Source organism: Robertmurraya sp. GLU-23, assembly GCF_052983275.1.
Genome location: NZ_JBRKCV010000011.1, coordinates 1 through 15,557 on the forward strand (window position 1 = coordinate 1; position 15,557 = coordinate 15,557).

A 15,557-nucleotide genomic window follows, 5' to 3' on the forward strand; every position below is an offset into this window, starting at 1 on the left:
TCCATTTTATCTCTTCTGGATAATGAACTCTTGTTCCCATAGAAAAACACCCTCCTAAGAATCATATTGTATAAATACGATCCAGGGGGTGTTTTTTCCTTGTCTCATTTATCTGGGTCTCTCCAAACTCATCCGGGGTTTCTTTTGAGGTACATGCGGCTAAAGTGGGTTTGAAAAAAAAATAAGAGGAGAAATTTCTCTTAAATAGGAAATTGTACTGAAAATAGCCAAAATAGACGGAGAGATTCCGTCTATTGACTCGAAAAACGTGAAAATGGACAATTTTTCTTTGCTTAACCGGAAAACCTCCGCCTATTTACTATGAATCAAGCTCTAATCTGGAGTTTAACCGAAAAATCTCCGCTTATTAATATCAAATAAAAAACGCACTGTGAATTCTATCGTGAATTCAAGTGCGTTTTCATGAGTGTTTTATAATGCCTGAACCTCTAATGTAAACCCGTTTGAAGAACTCATCCGGGATTTTATTAGTTAGACATAATAGCTTTCCATATATATAGATGTGGAGAGTATTGCTCAATATTTTCAATGCTAGATGGCATGTCTCTTCCGACCCAAACTCCGACTGTTAGTGTATCTGTTAAACCAACAAACCAGTAGTCTTGGTAATTATTCGTTGTGCCTGTTTTTCCGCCTTGGTAGGTTGCTCGCGATAAATGGGCTTTTCGAGCGGTTCCTGAAGAGACCGTTTCCGATAATAGACTGCGCATGCTGCTGACGGTTTCAGCAGACCAGACTTGTTTTTTCTCATCTCTCCACTCGTAAAGAACGTTTCCTTGTAAGTCGGTCACCTTACGAATGGCACGTGGTTGCTGATACCCTCCATCATAAAAGGAGGTGTAAGCTCCTGTCAGCTCTAATGGCGACATTCCGTACGTAAAACCACCAACGGCAGCTGGTAACACATGATCCTCTGCTACTAACTTCTTAAAAGGAAAGGATGTAAGATATTGAAAGCCCGTTTCTACTCCAATTTCGTTTAACAGTCGAACAGCAGGTGTATTGTATGAGTTCGCAAACGCTCGTTCAAGTGTTACATTTCCATATATTTTTCCACCATAGTTTTCAGGACAATAATTACCAATACAGAGCTCTCCTGCATTTACTGTTTTAGATAGAGAGGAGTGCGTCTCTTGTAAATAAGGAGCGTAAACAAGTAATGGTTTAATCGATGAACCAGGCTGACGATAAGCTTGGAACGCTCGATTAAATTCACCCTTTTGATAGTTTTTTCCACCAACAAGTGCTAGTATCTGTGCATTCGTATGATCAATAACGGCCACAGAACCTTCCACATCGATAAATGGTAGATTATCACTAACCGCCGTTATTGCTCGATTTTGAAGACTTTGGTCCAAGGAAGTTTCAATGCTAATTCCGGAAGCAATCACTTCTTTTACTCGATGGTCAATCTCTTCCTCTTCAGTTAATTCTTCTGAAAGGGCAATTAATTGAGATAATTCATTTTGAACATACGCCATATAATCAGGTGCTTGGTCAATTCGTTCATGTACGGTTAGATTGATAGGCGAATTTTTTATTTCTGTTGCTTCTGAAGCGGTCAACTTGTCTTTTTCCACTAATAAATCGATGAGACGCTCTTGACGCGCTTTTGTTCGATCGAAGTGGCTTAATGGATCATAGTAAGTCGGATTGTTTGGAACAGCAGCTAGAAAAAATAGCTCTGCTTTTGTGAGTTCAAGTGTTCCGCGGTTAAAGTAGTACTTAGCCGCGGCTTCAATTCCGTAAGCCCCATGTTGAAAATAAATAGAATTAATATATAAATCTATGATTTCCTTTTTTGAGTAAGTTTTTTCTAGTTTGTAGGCGTAAAGAATTTCAGTAAGCTTTCGATTGTAAGATTGCTCGTGAGTTAAATAAAGATTTCGAGCGAGCTGCTGTGTAATCGTACTTGCTCCCTGTTCAATCCCGTTTGACTGAATATTGATCGTAAGGGCACGACCCATAGCTGTTAAGTCAAAGCCAATATGCTCATAAAAGTGCTGATCCTCTGATAGAACAAACACCTCACGCAATAGCTCGGGAATGTTCTCAGATGGTAAAACGATACGATTTACCGTGCTGTACCATTCTAAAACGGTTTCCCCATTGCGATCTTTGATCAAGCTTGTTTGTGATAAGTTTGTTTTTTCTAACTGTATCTTGTTTTCTATCACATGATCGAAAGTATCAAAAGAGCGTACCTCGTTGCTAGAAAAATAGGCAAGCAGGAAAAAGACGGGGAGAAGCAGGAAAATAAAAAAATAACCGGTAGCTACTTTCATGTCGGTCGCTTCCCTTTCTATTATAAAATTATGATGAAGATAGCAGTGATTCTGTTTTTCTCACACTCCACCATAATAAGACAAAAGCAGCAAGGAATAAAGCACTAGTGACAAAAAAGACAGTTGAGATATTATACCACCCCGAAATAAGTCCACCCATTACAGGTCCAATGACGTTTCCTAAAAATCGAAAACTTACGTTATAGCCTAATACTTCCCCTTGCATCGAGAGGGGAGCGACTTGTCGGATATAAGCCGTCATACAAGGAATAATTCCCCCAACCACCATACCAAACAAAAAACGGGATAACACAAGCTGCCATAACTGGGTAGCAAGTGCTTGCGGAATAAATAGAATGGACGCAGACAGTAATAAAATGAGGATCACTCGCTCATGCCCGATATCATCACCAAGCTTCCCCCAACGCCGAGTGGCTAACAAGTTCCCAAATCCGGTGGCTGAAAAAGCAACCCCTGCTAGAAACGCGATATGGGTCGTTTGGACAAGCTCATTGACATATAGAGCTAATAGTGGCTGAACGCTAAAGTTAGCGGTTTGAATTAATAATGATAGGATCATGATCGAAAGCAGGACAGGATTTTTAAAAATATAAAAAAACACTTCCTTTTGGGTAAAAGAATTCTTCTCCTTCACCTTTTGTCGGTCGTTCCCTTCATGAATTCCAAACGAGACTAAAAGAGTAGCAGCAACGATGACGAAGGAGGTGATGAAAAACGTATATTGAAAACCAAAACTGTCTGCTAACAATCCTCCGAATAATGGACCGAGCAGGCCACCAGAGACGGTGCCCATCTGTAACGTTCCAAGTACATTACCAGCAATCTCTTTTGGAGTTTGTGAGGATATGAGGGCGAGTGAGGTGGGGATAAATCCAGTAACGACGCCCATAACAAGTCGCAGGATAAAGAGCTCCATAACAGAATCTGTAAACCCCATGAAAAAGATACTGATACCAATACCGAATCCGGTAATCATCAAAATAGGCTTATACCCATGTTTATCTCCAAACCGTCCCCATAAAGGTGAAATAAAGAAAGCGGCTAAAAAGGTTACCCCAAACACATAGCCAGCCCATTTTTGAACATAGTCCGGGGAATAAGATCCAAATGTTTCAATGTACAACGATAAAAAAGGAAGAATCATCGTTGCACTTGCAGATACGAGGAAATTTGCGATCCACATAATTCGTAAATTTCTTTTTTGATACAAAGCATAAACACCTTCTTATGGTTATTATTTCGTTTTGCTAAATATTAGCTTATGGAAATTATAGCATATTTTAGGGCTGATATTCCTTTTCGTACTTTCTTCGAATGAATTAAACAGAAAAATGAAAAAATTATCAGAAAACATGATATAATAAAAAAACATTCATGTTCATTTTTTGGAATGGTTATTTCATATAATGGTAGTGATAGTCAAAGGAGGAAAGAGGGTACGTAAGATGAGGAAGGAGCATCAGTATTTATTTATTGATTTTGAGTTTACGATGCCTGAGAGATCTGAGAGGTTTAAAGGTTTTTACCCAGAAATCATTGAGGCTGGCATTGTGTCGGTTGTAAATGACCAAATCTGCGAGAAATTTTCTTCGTATGTCACTCCTAATCGTTTCCCTATGCTATCGGACCGCTGTAAATCATTTTTAAAAATTTCACAGGAGCAAGTCAATACAGGCATTAGTTTTACAGATCTTGTGAAAAAGTTTGAGCAGTTAAGTTCCCCATCATTAGACCTTACAATCGTTACGTGGGGGAATATGGACATGAGGGTTCTTCGCAATAACTGTGAACAAGCCGGTCTGCCTTTTCCTTTAAGAGGCGAAGAACTCGATTTATCGATGGAGTACAAACGATTCTTTGGAGACCAAAATCAAACAGGCTTATGGAAAGCGGTGCAAGAGTATGGCAAGGAAGGAACAGGCAAGCACCACCGGGCGCTGGACGATGCATTAACCACATTTAATATTTTTCGTTTAGTTGAGAAGGATAAAAAGTACCTTCAAGGACATGCACCAACCACAATTGGTGACCGCATTGATTTCTCCCAAGTACTTAATAAGTTCGCATAAAAAGCCAAATCCCTCATATTGGATTTGGCTTTTATGTGTTAGAAGTATTCTTTCTCAAGTGTCGAAATATTTTCAAGGCTCTTTGTTGCCCAAAGAGTGTCATCATCAGATAATTTGTCTCTTAATATTTGAATGGCCTTCCTTAGTGACTCTTTGTACTCAGGAATTTCTTCTGTATAGGGCTTGACCATTTTTGCGGGGATGTTCGCCTGCTCTCGGTAAGCAAGAGCTCGTCTTTCATGAAACAGAGGCGCATCTGCATCCTTATGGCTATGTAAATCTCCTTGTGTCGGATGAGTAACAACAGCGAGGACCCGTACAAGAATGGTCTCTGGGCGGATGTTTGTTACTTCACCAATATACTTTCCGGTTTTATAAATAGCTGTGACCTTGTCACCGATTTGAATGTCGGACATATTTTGTTTCTCCTTTCAAATTGAGCTAGAACTGTATATGATAATAATTATGACGTAAGCATTATGAAAAACAAAGTATTTTGGAGGGTGATTACATGAAGAAATTCCTAGTGTATCTATTATTCGTTGTTTTCCTTGTCACTGGATGTGGGACAAGCAATGAAGAAGGTACTGAAAATTCAAACGGAAATGCAAGCAATAATGAAACCGCTAACCAAGAGAATATTGAGCTTCCACAGACAACTACAGAGGTTGGTGAAAAGGAAAGACTAGTTGAAATGGAAACATCCATGGGGAATATTAAAATCAAGTTGTTCCCAGAACAAGCTCCAAAGGCAGTAGAAAACTTTATTACTCATAGTGAAGAGGGTTATTATGAAGGAGTTATTTTCCATCGAGTGATCAATGACTTTATGATTCAAGGTGGAGACCCTGATGGAACAGGAATGGGTGGAGAAAGCATTTATGGAGAGCCATTTGAAGATGAGTTCTCAGATCAGCTTTATAATTTCAGAGGCGCCTTATCCATGGCTAACTCAGGAGCAGACACGAATGGAAGTCAGTTTTTTATCGTTCAAAATAAAACAGTCGAATCTAGCTTAGTAGACCAAATGAAGCAGGCTGGTTACAACGATAAAGTGATCAAGCAGTATGAAGATGGTGGTACTCCATGGCTCGATCAAGCACATACCGTGTTTGGTCAAGTGATTGAAGGGATGGATGTGGTGGATAAAATCGCTACCACTGCAGTAGGTGAAGGGGATAAGCCGGAAGAAGATGTGGTCATCAAGAAGATTACCGTGCTAAAGTAATTGTCCTTGGACGGAGGAAAGGAACCTTGATATAATAAGCATGAATGACTGCTTGTTTGCAGAAAGGAAGATCCTTATGATCGATGGGTTTATAGTATCATTGTTTCTATATTTTCCTGAAGATAAGTCTGAATATATCCCAGCTGCTATTTCTTTTACGATCTTCTTAATCCTCTGTATTTTCACGATGCGATTTATCGTCAAAATCTCACGAAAAGAAGAAGCGAAAGCAAAAGAATTAGAGAACCAAATTATGAGTGAGCACCAAAATAAAGGATAACGTACACTTTTCTAGGAAAGTGTGCGTTTTTTTAATTGAAACATAAAGACGGAAGAGAATCCTACTCTTCCGTCTGATTATTAAGCAAATGCTGCTTTCAAGCGCTCCAATCCTTCTACTACATGTTCTTTTGAGCACGCCACATTCATACGTACAAAGCCTTCTCCACCAGCTCCATATTTTGGTCCAGGCTCGAGTCCTATTTTTCCTTTTTCGATCAGAGCTTTCTTTAAGTCATCATCTGAAAGTCCAAGCTCACGACAATCCATCCAGATTAAGTACGTTCCTTCCGGTTGCATCATCTTTATTTGTGGAAGCTCGGCTTCTAGGAACTCCTGTACATAGCGAATATTTTCTGCCATATAGGCAAGCGCTTCGGTTAACCATGTTTCACCATGAAGATAAGCGGCCTCCATTCCGACGATGCCAAACGTATTTAATGTATGAAAACCTTGCTTTTGCTGTTCACCTTGGAATAGCTCTCGAAGTTTCTGATTGCTCGTAATCACTGCAGAAGCTTGCAAGCCTGCTAAATTAAAGGTTTTACTAGGAGCAATAGAAGTGACAACAAAATCAGCAAAATCCTCTAAGCTTGCAATTGGTACATGCGTATTTCCTTCAAATACAAGATCGGAATGAATTTCATCTGCTAAAATCAAGCAATTGTATTTTTTGCAAAGTTCACCGATTTGAAGGAGTTCTTCTTTTTTCCACACTCTTCCGCTTGGATTGTGGGGATTACATAAGATAAATAGCTTAACGCCTTCTTTTAACTTAGCTTCAAAATCCTCAAAGTCGATTTCATAACGGTTATTTACATTTTTTAATGGAGAGTTTACGACCACTCGTTCATTTTTTTCAACCATGGAAAAGAAAGGAGTGTACACGGGTGATTGAAGCAACACCTTGTCTCCAACAGAAGTAAATGCTCGAACGGCGGTACTGATTGTTGGGACGACTCCTGAACTGTATGTAATCCATGCCTGTCGAATTTCCCAATGATGTCTTGTTTTCACCCAAGCCTGAATGGCTTTTCCAACAGACGGGGGAACAAAGGTGTAACCGAAAATTTCATGTTCTAATCGTTTTCGAATCGCATTTGTTACTTCAGCAGGTGGTGAGAAGTCCATGTCTGCCACCCACATTGGATGAAGATCACTGCTTCCGAACACATCGTGGAGGAGCCCCCATTTAACAGATCCAGTATTATTTCGGTCAATCACTTTATCAAAATCATACGTAGTCATAAAGTACCTCACCTTTTTCCATTTTATTTGATCTATGTAATATGATAAGATATGTGAACGAAAAGATAAAATAAAAGGTGATTTTACATGGAAATGCTCGAAATGAATTTAAGTTTGTTACAGCGTCTTATGGATTGGGATCCACTCGGATATGGGGAAGACAGCTATGATACGGAAATCGCGGATACGATTCAAGCGGTACATGTTTTGTCATCTGCAAAAGAGCTTGCTCGAAAAATCCAAAGCATATATGAGTTTTCTTTTGAAGAAATCATTCCTTTATCTGAATGTACAAGCATGGCCGAAGAATTGTTAGCCATTAAAAACGAGAGCTCTTGCTCGTTGTGATGTTAAAAAAAGCTTCAAGCGGATCCTCGTCTTGAAGCTTTATTTATACAAGAAACTCCTTAATATACTTGTGAACCATTTCAGGTCGTTCTTCAGGTACAAGATGTCCTGTTTCCTTTAATACAATGAGCTCGGAGTTCTTTAAATCTTGCTTCAATCGTTTTCCAACCCTAAGTGGGACGACTCTGTCATGCTCGCCCCAAATGAGCAGGCATGGGGTCTCAATTTTCTTTAGGTCGTACTCATCTAGCTCGTCCTCTCGATGACGTATCATCCGAGTTAGGGCTGGGAAAATATCTCCTTTTAAAAAAGGGACTAAATATCCGTTCAACATATCATCATCAATCATTGAATGGTCATGCACGACATTGAGGAGATTTTTTTTTACACCTGATTTCGCTAAATGTCTTTTTACATACAGGTGGAAAAAAGGGAGATAACTGGATAACACAAGAGGAAGCTTCATGCGTTTTAAATATCCGGAGCTACATAATAATACCGACCGGTTTACAAGATCAGGTCGTAATTGCGATATTTTTAACGCGATTTGTCCTCCCATCGAGTGGCCGATAATGGATACATTTTTTATTTGAAGATGCTCCACAAAGGAAATGATCACATGGGCTATATTTTCATACGAGTAAATAAATTTCTTCGATTTACCGCTTTTGCCAAATGGCGGGAAATCAATGGCAATAACGTTAAATTCTTCACGAAGAAGAGGAATTAGTCTTCGGAAGCTAAAGGTAGACGAGAGAAACCCATGAATGAGCAATAGTGTGTCTGTTGCATGAGAATGCTTGTAATGTTCATAATACAGGTCGTTTCCGTTAATATTGATCGTACCGTTGATGCTAGCGTCATTCATAGTTGTATTCACTCCTTTAACGACTTTTTGTTTTTTCATAGAATACCCTTCAATGACAAAAACAATCATAAAAAAATCTAATGATAAATTTGAAAATTAAATTATTTTTTACGCATTTTTGTTATAATGTAACTATTTTAAGCGATAAAGCAGAAAAGGATGTTAACACATGAAACTTTCGGAAAAAGAACTCGAAGTTGTAGAAATTCTTGAGAAAGATGCCCGAATTTCATCTGAAGATGTAGCAAAAATGATCGGACTTAGCTTGCAAGAAACAGATGAGCTTATTAAGAAGCTTGAAAAAGAGAAAGTTCTTGTTCATTACACAACCGTAGTGGACTGGTCTAAAATTGATGGTCATGAAGGCGTTACAGCGATGATTGATGTAAAGGTCACTCCGAAGAGAGGAGTGGGCTTTGATGAAGTAGCAGAGCGTATCTACCGATTCAAGGAAGTAAAGTCTGTCTATCTCATGTCAGGTGCTTATGATCTGAGCGTCATTATTGAAGGGAAATCGATGAATGAAGTAGCTAGATTTGTTTCTAATAAGCTATCCACTCTGGATTCTGTCTTATCAACAACTACGCATTTTATTTTGAAGAAATATAAGCATGATGGAACGATTTTTGAACCATTAGCAGACGATGATAAGAGAATTGTGGTGTCACCATAATGAAACAGACAAAATCTTATTTGGCAAAAACGGTGGAAGACCTTAAGCCATCTGGAATTCGTAAGTTTTTTGATCTTGCAGCAGGAATGGAAGGAGTTATTTCCTTAGGGGTAGGAGAGCCTGACTTTGTTACCTCTTGGTCTGCTAGAGAAGCAGCCATTCTTTCCCTAGAGCAAGGATACACATCTTATACAGCCAATGCTGGATTATTAGAGCTTCGTAACGAAGTGTCCTCGTATATGAAAAAGCAATTTCATGTGGATTACAATCCGAAAAGCGAGATCATCATTACGGTTGGAGCAAGCCAAGCATTAGACATCGCATTACGTGCGATCCTCGACCCAGGTGATGAGGTCATTGTGATTGAACCAAGCTTCGTCTCTTATGCACCACTCGTTTCGTTAGCAGGTGGAAAGCCGGTTGCGGTTCAAGCAACCGAAGAGTACGATTTTAAAATTCAAACTCATCAGTTAGAAACGGCGATTACTGACCGGACGAAGGCGATTATGCTTTGTTCTCCCAATAATCCAACAGGCACGATGCTTAATGAAAAAGAATTAACAGAGCTTGCCATATTTATTGAAAAACACGACCTTCTCGTGTTATCTGATGAAATTTACGCAGAGCTTGCCTATGATGAATCATATGTAAGTTTTGCGGCGATTGAAGGCATGAGACATAGAACTCTTCTTATTAACGGTTTCTCGAAAGGCTTTGCAATGACAGGTTGGAGACTTGGTTTTGTTTGTGCAAACGAGGAACTAACTGCAGCCATGTTAAAAATTCATCAATATGCTATGATGTGCGCTCCGACCATGGCACAGTACGCGGCACTTGAGGCATTAAAAGGCGGCAGAGAAGACGTAGAGGATATGAAAAAAAGTTATCGCAGAAGAAGAAACTATTTTGTTCAGTCACTAAATGATATTGGGCTTTCCTGTCATATCCCTGGTGGTGCGTTCTATGCTTTCCCATCCATTGTTAGTACAGGTCTGTCATCAGAGCAATTTGCTGAACAATTATTGATCGAAGAAAAAGTAGCTGTTGTTCCAGGTAATGTGTTTGGAAGGAGCGGAGAAGGACATATTCGCTGCTCATACGCTTCATCCATGGAACATTTACAAGAAGCCGTGAAACGAATGAAACGGTTTGTTGAGAAGTAATTAGCCTATAAGCAAGGACAACTGGCTTATTTTCTGGCATTCGGGTGCTTTCTGATAAAAGACACAACAAGAAAAGACGTATGATGTGTGTGACATACGTCTTTCTTTATTTTATTAAAGCTTCTACGAAATGCCATTTTTTCTTCACTAAGTAGACGTAGAAATTCCGCTTAATTAGAAATTTTTTTTAAAAAAAGCTTAAATAAGCGGAGAGATTCCGCCTATTGGCTCGAAAAATTCGAAAATAAAAGATTTTGCTTTGCATAAGCGGAAAAACTCCCCTTATTTACCCCAAAACGAGGCTCCACTTTGCATCTAACCGGAAATTCTCCGCTTATTTGACTTTTGCTGGTACAGAAAAGCACTTCAAAACGGAACCCTATACTTATTTAAAACAGTTGTCCTTTTAAAATTAATCCTTCATGATGTATGACAAAGCAATAGTTCCCACTCCTGTATGAACACCAGCCACAGGAATTAATGGGAGTACTTCAATCTTCAGTGACTCGTACTCGGTCACAATTTTTGCAAGTATTCCTTCAATGATCTCCTTTTCACCTGCGTGCATAATTCCGATTCGATCATAGATTCCCTGCTTGTACGCTTCGTGCAAACGGTCAATTAATGCCTGCTCCGCTTTTCTCATCGTACGAATTTTTTCAACAATATTTACTTTCCCTTCTTTAAATGCAAGTATTGGCTTTATTTGTAGAAGATTTCCTAAAATTGAGCCAAAATTCGAGACTCGTCCACTTTTTCTCAATTGATCTAAGTTTGCAGGTATTAAGATCAACCGGCATTTTTCTCTTAACGAAAGAAGTTCTTTCACAATTTCAGACGGCTTTAGTCCCTTATTATACAAGGTGATTCCTTCTTCTATTAAGAATTTTAACGGAAAAGAACCGATCCACGAGTCAACTGGATGTACAGGGAAACCGACGATCTCGGCCGCTTGTGTGGATGTGGAGTACGTCCCAGATAGTTCACTAGAAACATGGATGATGATTGCCTCATCGTAGCTTTCTTTTAATTGGGTATAAAGGTCAATAAAGTCTCCTAAGGCAGGCTGTGAACTAGTTGGCGGAAAACTTGAGTTACTCATCATTTCATAAAATTCCTCAGTCGTTATATCTACCCCTTCTTTAAAGGTTGCATTTCCAAACGTAAATGAAAGGGGAACCACGTATATATGTTTGTCTTGTAACCAAGTTTGATCTTTTTCTGAGAAGCTAGCTGTCGAATCAGTTACCCAAGCAATTTTCTTTGCCATAATGACCTCCGAAAGATGTTATATAAGCACTATGATAATGAAAAATAATCTCCAAATAAAATGAATGAAACAAACGAATAGCGAGGAACAAATCCCTCGCTTTACCTATTACCATTTATATTTGACTTTCTTCTTGCATCAATTCAGAGACTGGAATATCAAGTACAGTAGATATTTTTAAAATGGTTTGTGTGTCAGGAGTTTGTAGGCCTGACTCATATTTGTCAATCGTAGCAGTGCCAACACGGATCTTAATAGCAAGCTCCTGCTGTGACATTTCTAATTCTTCCCGAAAGCGTTTAATGTTTTGCCCAATTGCAGTCATGGCTCATCTTCCTTTCGAAAAAGATTATATTATTTATTTTATCACGATTAGGATAGGGAGAATCTATCCTAATCGTGAACGTTTCGTTACAGTTACAAAAGGCCAATTGAACGTAAAAATACAAAGATAATCGCAACGGGAACAATAAATCGAATGGTGAAATACCAGATCGTAAACAGCTTGTTTATATTCCCAAATGTTCCTAATGCTAACTCACTTTTCAATAGTTTGTATGGAAGCCGGTGCCCAACAAAAATAGAAATTAAAAAGGCTCCTAACGGCATCCCAATATTACTTGCGATAAAATCAGCGAAATCAAAAATCGTTTTTCCGAAAATAAGAACATCAGACCAAACTCCAAAAGACAATGCGCTAGGAATACCAAAGATAAAAATAACAATCCCTGTTTTCCAAGCCCATTGTTTACGAAGTTCTGTTTTTTCTTTAACAAGAGCCGCTACAACAATCTCTAAAATGGAAAAAGCAGAGGTTAATGTCGCAAACAATAGCAACACAAGGAAAATTGTTAAAAAGAAAGCGCCAAATGCCATTTCGTTAAATACGGCCGGGAGGACCACAAACACTAAACCAGGGCCTGCCCCAGGTTCAAATCCGAGAGCAAATACTGCTGGGAAAATAACAATACCAGCAAGTAGAGAAATAAAAATATTTAGACCAACAACTGAAAAAGCTGACTTCGTAATATTCTCTTTTTTAGAAAGATAAGATGCATACGTAACCATGACGGAAATACCAACGCTTAGTGCAAAAAAGGATTGTCCTAGCGCTAGCAAGATGGTGTCAGGGGTTAGACTGCTCCAATTCGGTTTTAGGAGAAACTCTACCCCTTTTGAGGCTCCATCAAGAGTTAAGGAACGAATGGCTAGTATGATAAATAGAATGAATAGGGCTGGCAACATGTACTTACTAGCTTTCTCAATTCCTTGCTGAACCCCACCTTGGATCACGAATATGGTTAAGATCATAAAGATTGCTTGTGCAAGGATCGCCTCAATAGGATTACTAATAACCGTACCGAATAGAGTTCCGTACTGATCCTGAGAAAGTCCTGTTAAACTCCCAGTAACGCTACGGATTAAATAGGATAAGATCCATCCTCCTACCACACTATAAAAGGATAAAATAAGTCCTGAAACAATGACTCCTAAATACCCTATAACCTTCCAGTTTGAGTTTGGAGCAAGAATTTTATAGGAGGTGATTGCATCCTTTTGTGTATTTCTACCAATAATAAATTCAGCAATAAGGATCGGTGCACCGATAAATAAAGTTAACAATAAAAAAAGAAGGAAAAAAAGTCCTCCACCATTTGTTCCAGCCATGTATGGGAATTTCCAAATGGCTCCTAGACCAATTGCAGAGCCAGCTGCTGCAAGTATAAAGCCGATCTTTGATGTCCATTGCTCATGTGTTTTCATTACAGTTTTTACACCTACTTTAAAAGATATTTTCCCATAATACTATATTTTCGGACTATTGTGTAGTAAATTTTTTTGAATAAGATGTGACAATGTGATATAATTTTATATTGCGTATAAAAAGGATAAATAAACTAAATTTAGGAGTGTTTCTATGTCAGAGAAAATTGAAGTTGGAAGTGTTGTTACAGGTAAGGTTACAGGAATTCAAGCATACGGTGCGTTCGTTGCACTTGATGAAAATACTCAAGGGTTAGTTCATATTTCAGAAATTACTCACGGATTCGTTAAAGATATTAACGAGCACCTTAAAGTAGGAGATGAAGTTCAAGTAAAGGTTCTTTCTATCGATGAAAATGCTGGAAAAATCGGTCTTTCTATCCGCGCAACTGAAGAAGCTCCTGAAGCACCAGTAGCTGCACAAAAGGCTGCTCCGAAGAAGCCAAGAAAGCGTACAGCTGCAGCTGCTATCAAGCAAGATACAGAAGCACCACAAGGCTTTAACACGCTAAAAGACAAGTTACAAGAGTGGATTGAACAATCACAAAGATAATTATTAATCAAAGTGTGGGAGAGATTCTCCCACTTTTTTTTATGTTTTTTTCTCGAGAAAGGACATAAGTTATTCTTTTAAGATACACTAAGATAAGGTAGTTTTTACACCACGAATGAATGAGATCGGAGGTAAATAATATGGCGAATAAATCACAAGAAGTCATTGAGCAAACGGAAAAGTTTGGGGCAAATAATTATCATCCTCTTCCGATTGTTATTTCTAGAGCAGAAGGTGTTTGGGTGGAAGATCCTGAAGGTAACAAATATATGGATATGCTTAGCGCGTATTCAGCTGTGAACCAAGGTCATCGTCATCCGAAAATAATTGAAGCATTAAAGAAACAGGCGGATCGAGTAACGCTTACATCACGTGCGTTTCATAATGACCAGCTTGGACCATGGTATGAAATGATTTGTGAAATGACCAATAAAGAAATGGCATTGCCAATGAACACGGGTGCAGAGGCTGTGGAAACAGCAGTTAAGGCAGCCCGTCGGTGGGCGTATGATGTGAAGGGTGTAGAAGATGATCAAGCAGAGATTATTGCATGCTTAGGTAATTTTCACGGACGTACAATGACAGCGGTTTCTCTTTCGTCTGAGGAAGAGTATAAGCGTGGATTCGGACCAATGTTACCAGGAATTAAGCTGATTCCTTACGGAGACATCGAAGCATTAAAAGCTGCCATCACTCCAAATACGGCTGCCTTCTTGATCGAACCTATCCAAGGAGAAGCAGGTATTGTCATTCCACCTGAAGGATTTATGCGTGCTGCTTTTGATCTTTGTAAAGAAAACAATGTCCTTTTTATTGCCGATGAAATTCAGGCTGGTCTGGCACGTACGGGGAAAATGTTTGCTTGTGAATGGGAAGACATTGAACCAGATATGTATATTTTAGGAAAAGCGCTTGGTGGGGGCGTATTCCCGATCTCTTGCGTTGTCGCAAACAAAGAAGTTCTCGGTGTATTTAATCCAGGGTCACACGGATCCACATTCGGTGGCAACCCAATGGCCTGTGCAGTTTCCATTGCCTCTTTACAAGTACTAACAGAAGAAAAGTTAGCAGAACGTTCTCAGGAGCTTGGGAGCTATTTTCTATCAAAATTACAAGAAATCAAGAACCCAATCATTAAAGAAGTTCGCGGTCGTGGACTGTTTATCGGTGTTGAACTGACGGTCCCAGCTAGAAAATACTGCGAGCAGTTAAAAGAAGAGGGATTGTTATGTAAGGAAACACATGACACAGTAATTCGCTTTGCTCCACCATTAGTGATCAGTAACGAAGACCTCGACTGGGCGATTGAACGCATTAAGAAGGTATTAAGCGCATGAAAAAATCCTTGCACTTTTTGGGTGCAAGGATTTTTACTATTAGCTTGACGTTCTTTGAACTTTGAGAATTGCCTAGCTGCAGCGCCTAGCTCCTCGGGGTCATAAGCCAAATCTCTCCAGCAGGCAGGCCTTCCTGCGCGATTCGTCTTATGCCTGTCGGAGCTGAACAAGGCGCTTCCGCTTTATCTTGTCGCTCTAGGTTCTGGATCTCTCACGGTTTGTTCATTTGGTTTAAATAGTAGGCCTAGATTTAATAATCCTGCGATACCAACTAAGCCGTAGATAATTCTAGAAAGAGCAGAACCTTGTCCGCCGAAGATAGCTGCAACTAGGTCAAATTGGAAGAATCCAATTAGTCCCCAGTTGATAGCCCCGATAATGGTAAGTACTAGTGCAATACGTTGAATGGTACTCATGCTGTTTCCTCCTT

16 protein-coding genes and 1 pseudogene are annotated in these 15,557 nt (G+C 39.3%); 8 read left to right on the forward strand and 9 right to left on the reverse strand.

Going from position 1 to position 15,557, the window contains the following annotated elements:
- Positions 1 to 488: 488 nt before the first annotated feature.
- Both ACVBAX_RS16460 and ACVBAX_RS16465 read right to left on the reverse strand, forming a co-directional pair.
- Entirely contained in the window at positions 489 to 2,306 is a 1,818-nt protein-coding gene (locus ACVBAX_RS16460; RefSeq protein WP_447117983.1) for a transglycosylase domain-containing protein, read from the reverse strand.
- Between the two features lie 28 nt (positions 2,307 to 2,334).
- On the reverse strand, positions 2,335 to 3,510 hold the full coding sequence (locus ACVBAX_RS16465; protein WP_447118114.1) for an MFS transporter: 1,176 nt from the start codon (positions 3,508 to 3,510) through the stop codon (positions 2,335 to 2,337).
- A gap of 262 nt (positions 3,511 to 3,772) precedes the next feature.
- Here ACVBAX_RS16465 and kapD point away from each other — a divergent pair, with 262 nt between their 5' ends.
- Positions 3,773 to 4,396: a 3'-5' exonuclease KapD gene (kapD, locus tag ACVBAX_RS16470; RefSeq protein ID WP_430775101.1), complete on the forward strand. Its 624-nt coding sequence runs from the start codon at positions 3,773 to 3,775 to the stop codon at positions 4,394 to 4,396.
- 38 nt (positions 4,397 to 4,434) lie between these two features.
- Here kapD and ACVBAX_RS16475 read toward each other — a convergent pair whose 3' ends face one another.
- Positions 4,435 to 4,812, reverse strand: a complete 378-nt coding sequence (locus ACVBAX_RS16475) for a kinase-associated lipoprotein B (protein WP_447117984.1) — start codon at positions 4,810 to 4,812, stop codon at positions 4,435 to 4,437.
- A 95-nt stretch (positions 4,813 to 4,907) separates the two neighbouring features.
- Between ACVBAX_RS16475 and ACVBAX_RS16480 the strand changes: the two genes are divergently transcribed.
- Complete coding sequence (locus tag ACVBAX_RS16480) at positions 4,908 to 5,624, forward strand: peptidylprolyl isomerase (RefSeq protein ID WP_447117985.1); 717 nt, start codon at positions 4,908 to 4,910, stop codon at positions 5,622 to 5,624.
- Positions 5,625 to 5,700: 76 nt separating this feature from the next.
- The gene (locus ACVBAX_RS16485) at positions 5,701 to 5,904 is read left to right on the forward strand and encodes a hypothetical protein (RefSeq protein ID WP_430775104.1); all 204 of its coding nucleotides are present in this window, start codon (positions 5,701 to 5,703) and stop codon (positions 5,902 to 5,904) included.
- Positions 5,905 to 5,984: 80 nt separating this feature from the next.
- On the opposite strand, the gene ACVBAX_RS16490 is transcribed toward ACVBAX_RS16485, so the two are convergent.
- Positions 5,985 to 7,151: a MalY/PatB family protein gene (locus tag ACVBAX_RS16490; RefSeq protein ID WP_447117986.1), complete on the reverse strand. Its 1,167-nt coding sequence runs from the start codon at positions 7,149 to 7,151 to the stop codon at positions 5,985 to 5,987.
- Between the two features lie 87 nt (positions 7,152 to 7,238).
- On the opposite strand from ACVBAX_RS16490, the gene ACVBAX_RS16495 reads away from it, so the two are divergent.
- On the forward strand, positions 7,239 to 7,499 hold the full coding sequence (locus ACVBAX_RS16495) for a DUF1871 family protein (RefSeq protein WP_430775106.1): 261 nt from the start codon (positions 7,239 to 7,241) through the stop codon (positions 7,497 to 7,499).
- A gap of 43 nt (positions 7,500 to 7,542) precedes the next feature.
- Here the strand turns inward: ACVBAX_RS16495 and ACVBAX_RS16500 are convergent, their stop codons facing one another.
- Complete coding sequence (locus tag ACVBAX_RS16500; protein ID WP_447118115.1) at positions 7,543 to 8,367, reverse strand: alpha/beta fold hydrolase; 825 nt, start codon at positions 8,365 to 8,367, stop codon at positions 7,543 to 7,545.
- 169 nt (positions 8,368 to 8,536) lie between these two features.
- Here ACVBAX_RS16500 and ACVBAX_RS16505 point away from each other — a divergent pair, with 169 nt between their 5' ends.
- Positions 8,537 to 9,040: an Lrp/AsnC family transcriptional regulator gene (locus ACVBAX_RS16505; RefSeq protein WP_160546212.1), complete on the forward strand. Its 504-nt coding sequence runs from the start codon at positions 8,537 to 8,539 to the stop codon at positions 9,038 to 9,040.
- Positions 9,040 to 10,203, forward strand: a complete 1,164-nt coding sequence (locus ACVBAX_RS16510) for an aminotransferase (protein ID WP_447117987.1) — start codon at positions 9,040 to 9,042, stop codon at positions 10,201 to 10,203. The genes ACVBAX_RS16505 and ACVBAX_RS16510 overlap by 1 nt, the downstream gene beginning before the upstream one ends.
- Positions 10,204 to 10,615: 412 nt before the next feature.
- Here ACVBAX_RS16510 and ACVBAX_RS16515 read toward each other — a convergent pair whose 3' ends face one another.
- The 3 genes and pseudogenes from ACVBAX_RS16515 to ACVBAX_RS16525 form a co-directional block, all read right to left on the reverse strand.
- Entirely contained in the window at positions 10,616 to 11,473 is an 858-nt protein-coding gene (locus tag ACVBAX_RS16515) for a DegV family protein (protein WP_447117989.1), read from the reverse strand.
- A 133-nt stretch (positions 11,474 to 11,606) separates the two neighbouring features.
- A pseudogene (locus ACVBAX_RS16520) lies at positions 11,607 to 11,798 on the reverse strand (helix-turn-helix domain-containing protein); the annotation flags it as partial.
- Positions 11,799 to 11,890: 92 nt separating this feature from the next.
- Positions 11,891 to 13,237: a sodium-dependent transporter gene (locus ACVBAX_RS16525; protein WP_447117990.1), complete on the reverse strand. Its 1,347-nt coding sequence runs from the start codon at positions 13,235 to 13,237 to the stop codon at positions 11,891 to 11,893.
- A 154-nt stretch (positions 13,238 to 13,391) separates the two neighbouring features.
- On the opposite strand from ACVBAX_RS16525, the gene yugI reads away from it, so the two are divergent.
- Both yugI and ACVBAX_RS16535 read left to right on the forward strand, forming a co-directional pair.
- Positions 13,392 to 13,790: a S1 domain-containing post-transcriptional regulator GSP13 gene (gene yugI, locus ACVBAX_RS16530; protein ID WP_447117991.1), complete on the forward strand. Its 399-nt coding sequence runs from the start codon at positions 13,392 to 13,394 to the stop codon at positions 13,788 to 13,790.
- 140 nt (positions 13,791 to 13,930) lie between these two features.
- Positions 13,931 to 15,127 carry an ornithine--oxo-acid transaminase gene (locus ACVBAX_RS16535; protein WP_447117992.1) on the forward strand — a complete coding sequence of 399 codons (1,197 nt, stop codon included), beginning with the start codon at positions 13,931 to 13,933 and terminating at the stop codon, positions 15,125 to 15,127.
- A 182-nt stretch (positions 15,128 to 15,309) separates the two neighbouring features.
- Here ACVBAX_RS16535 and ACVBAX_RS16540 read toward each other — a convergent pair whose 3' ends face one another.
- On the reverse strand, positions 15,310 to 15,543 hold the full coding sequence (locus ACVBAX_RS16540; protein ID WP_119709751.1) for a DUF378 domain-containing protein: 234 nt from the start codon (positions 15,541 to 15,543) through the stop codon (positions 15,310 to 15,312).
- Between the last annotated feature and the right edge of the window lie 14 nt (positions 15,544 to 15,557).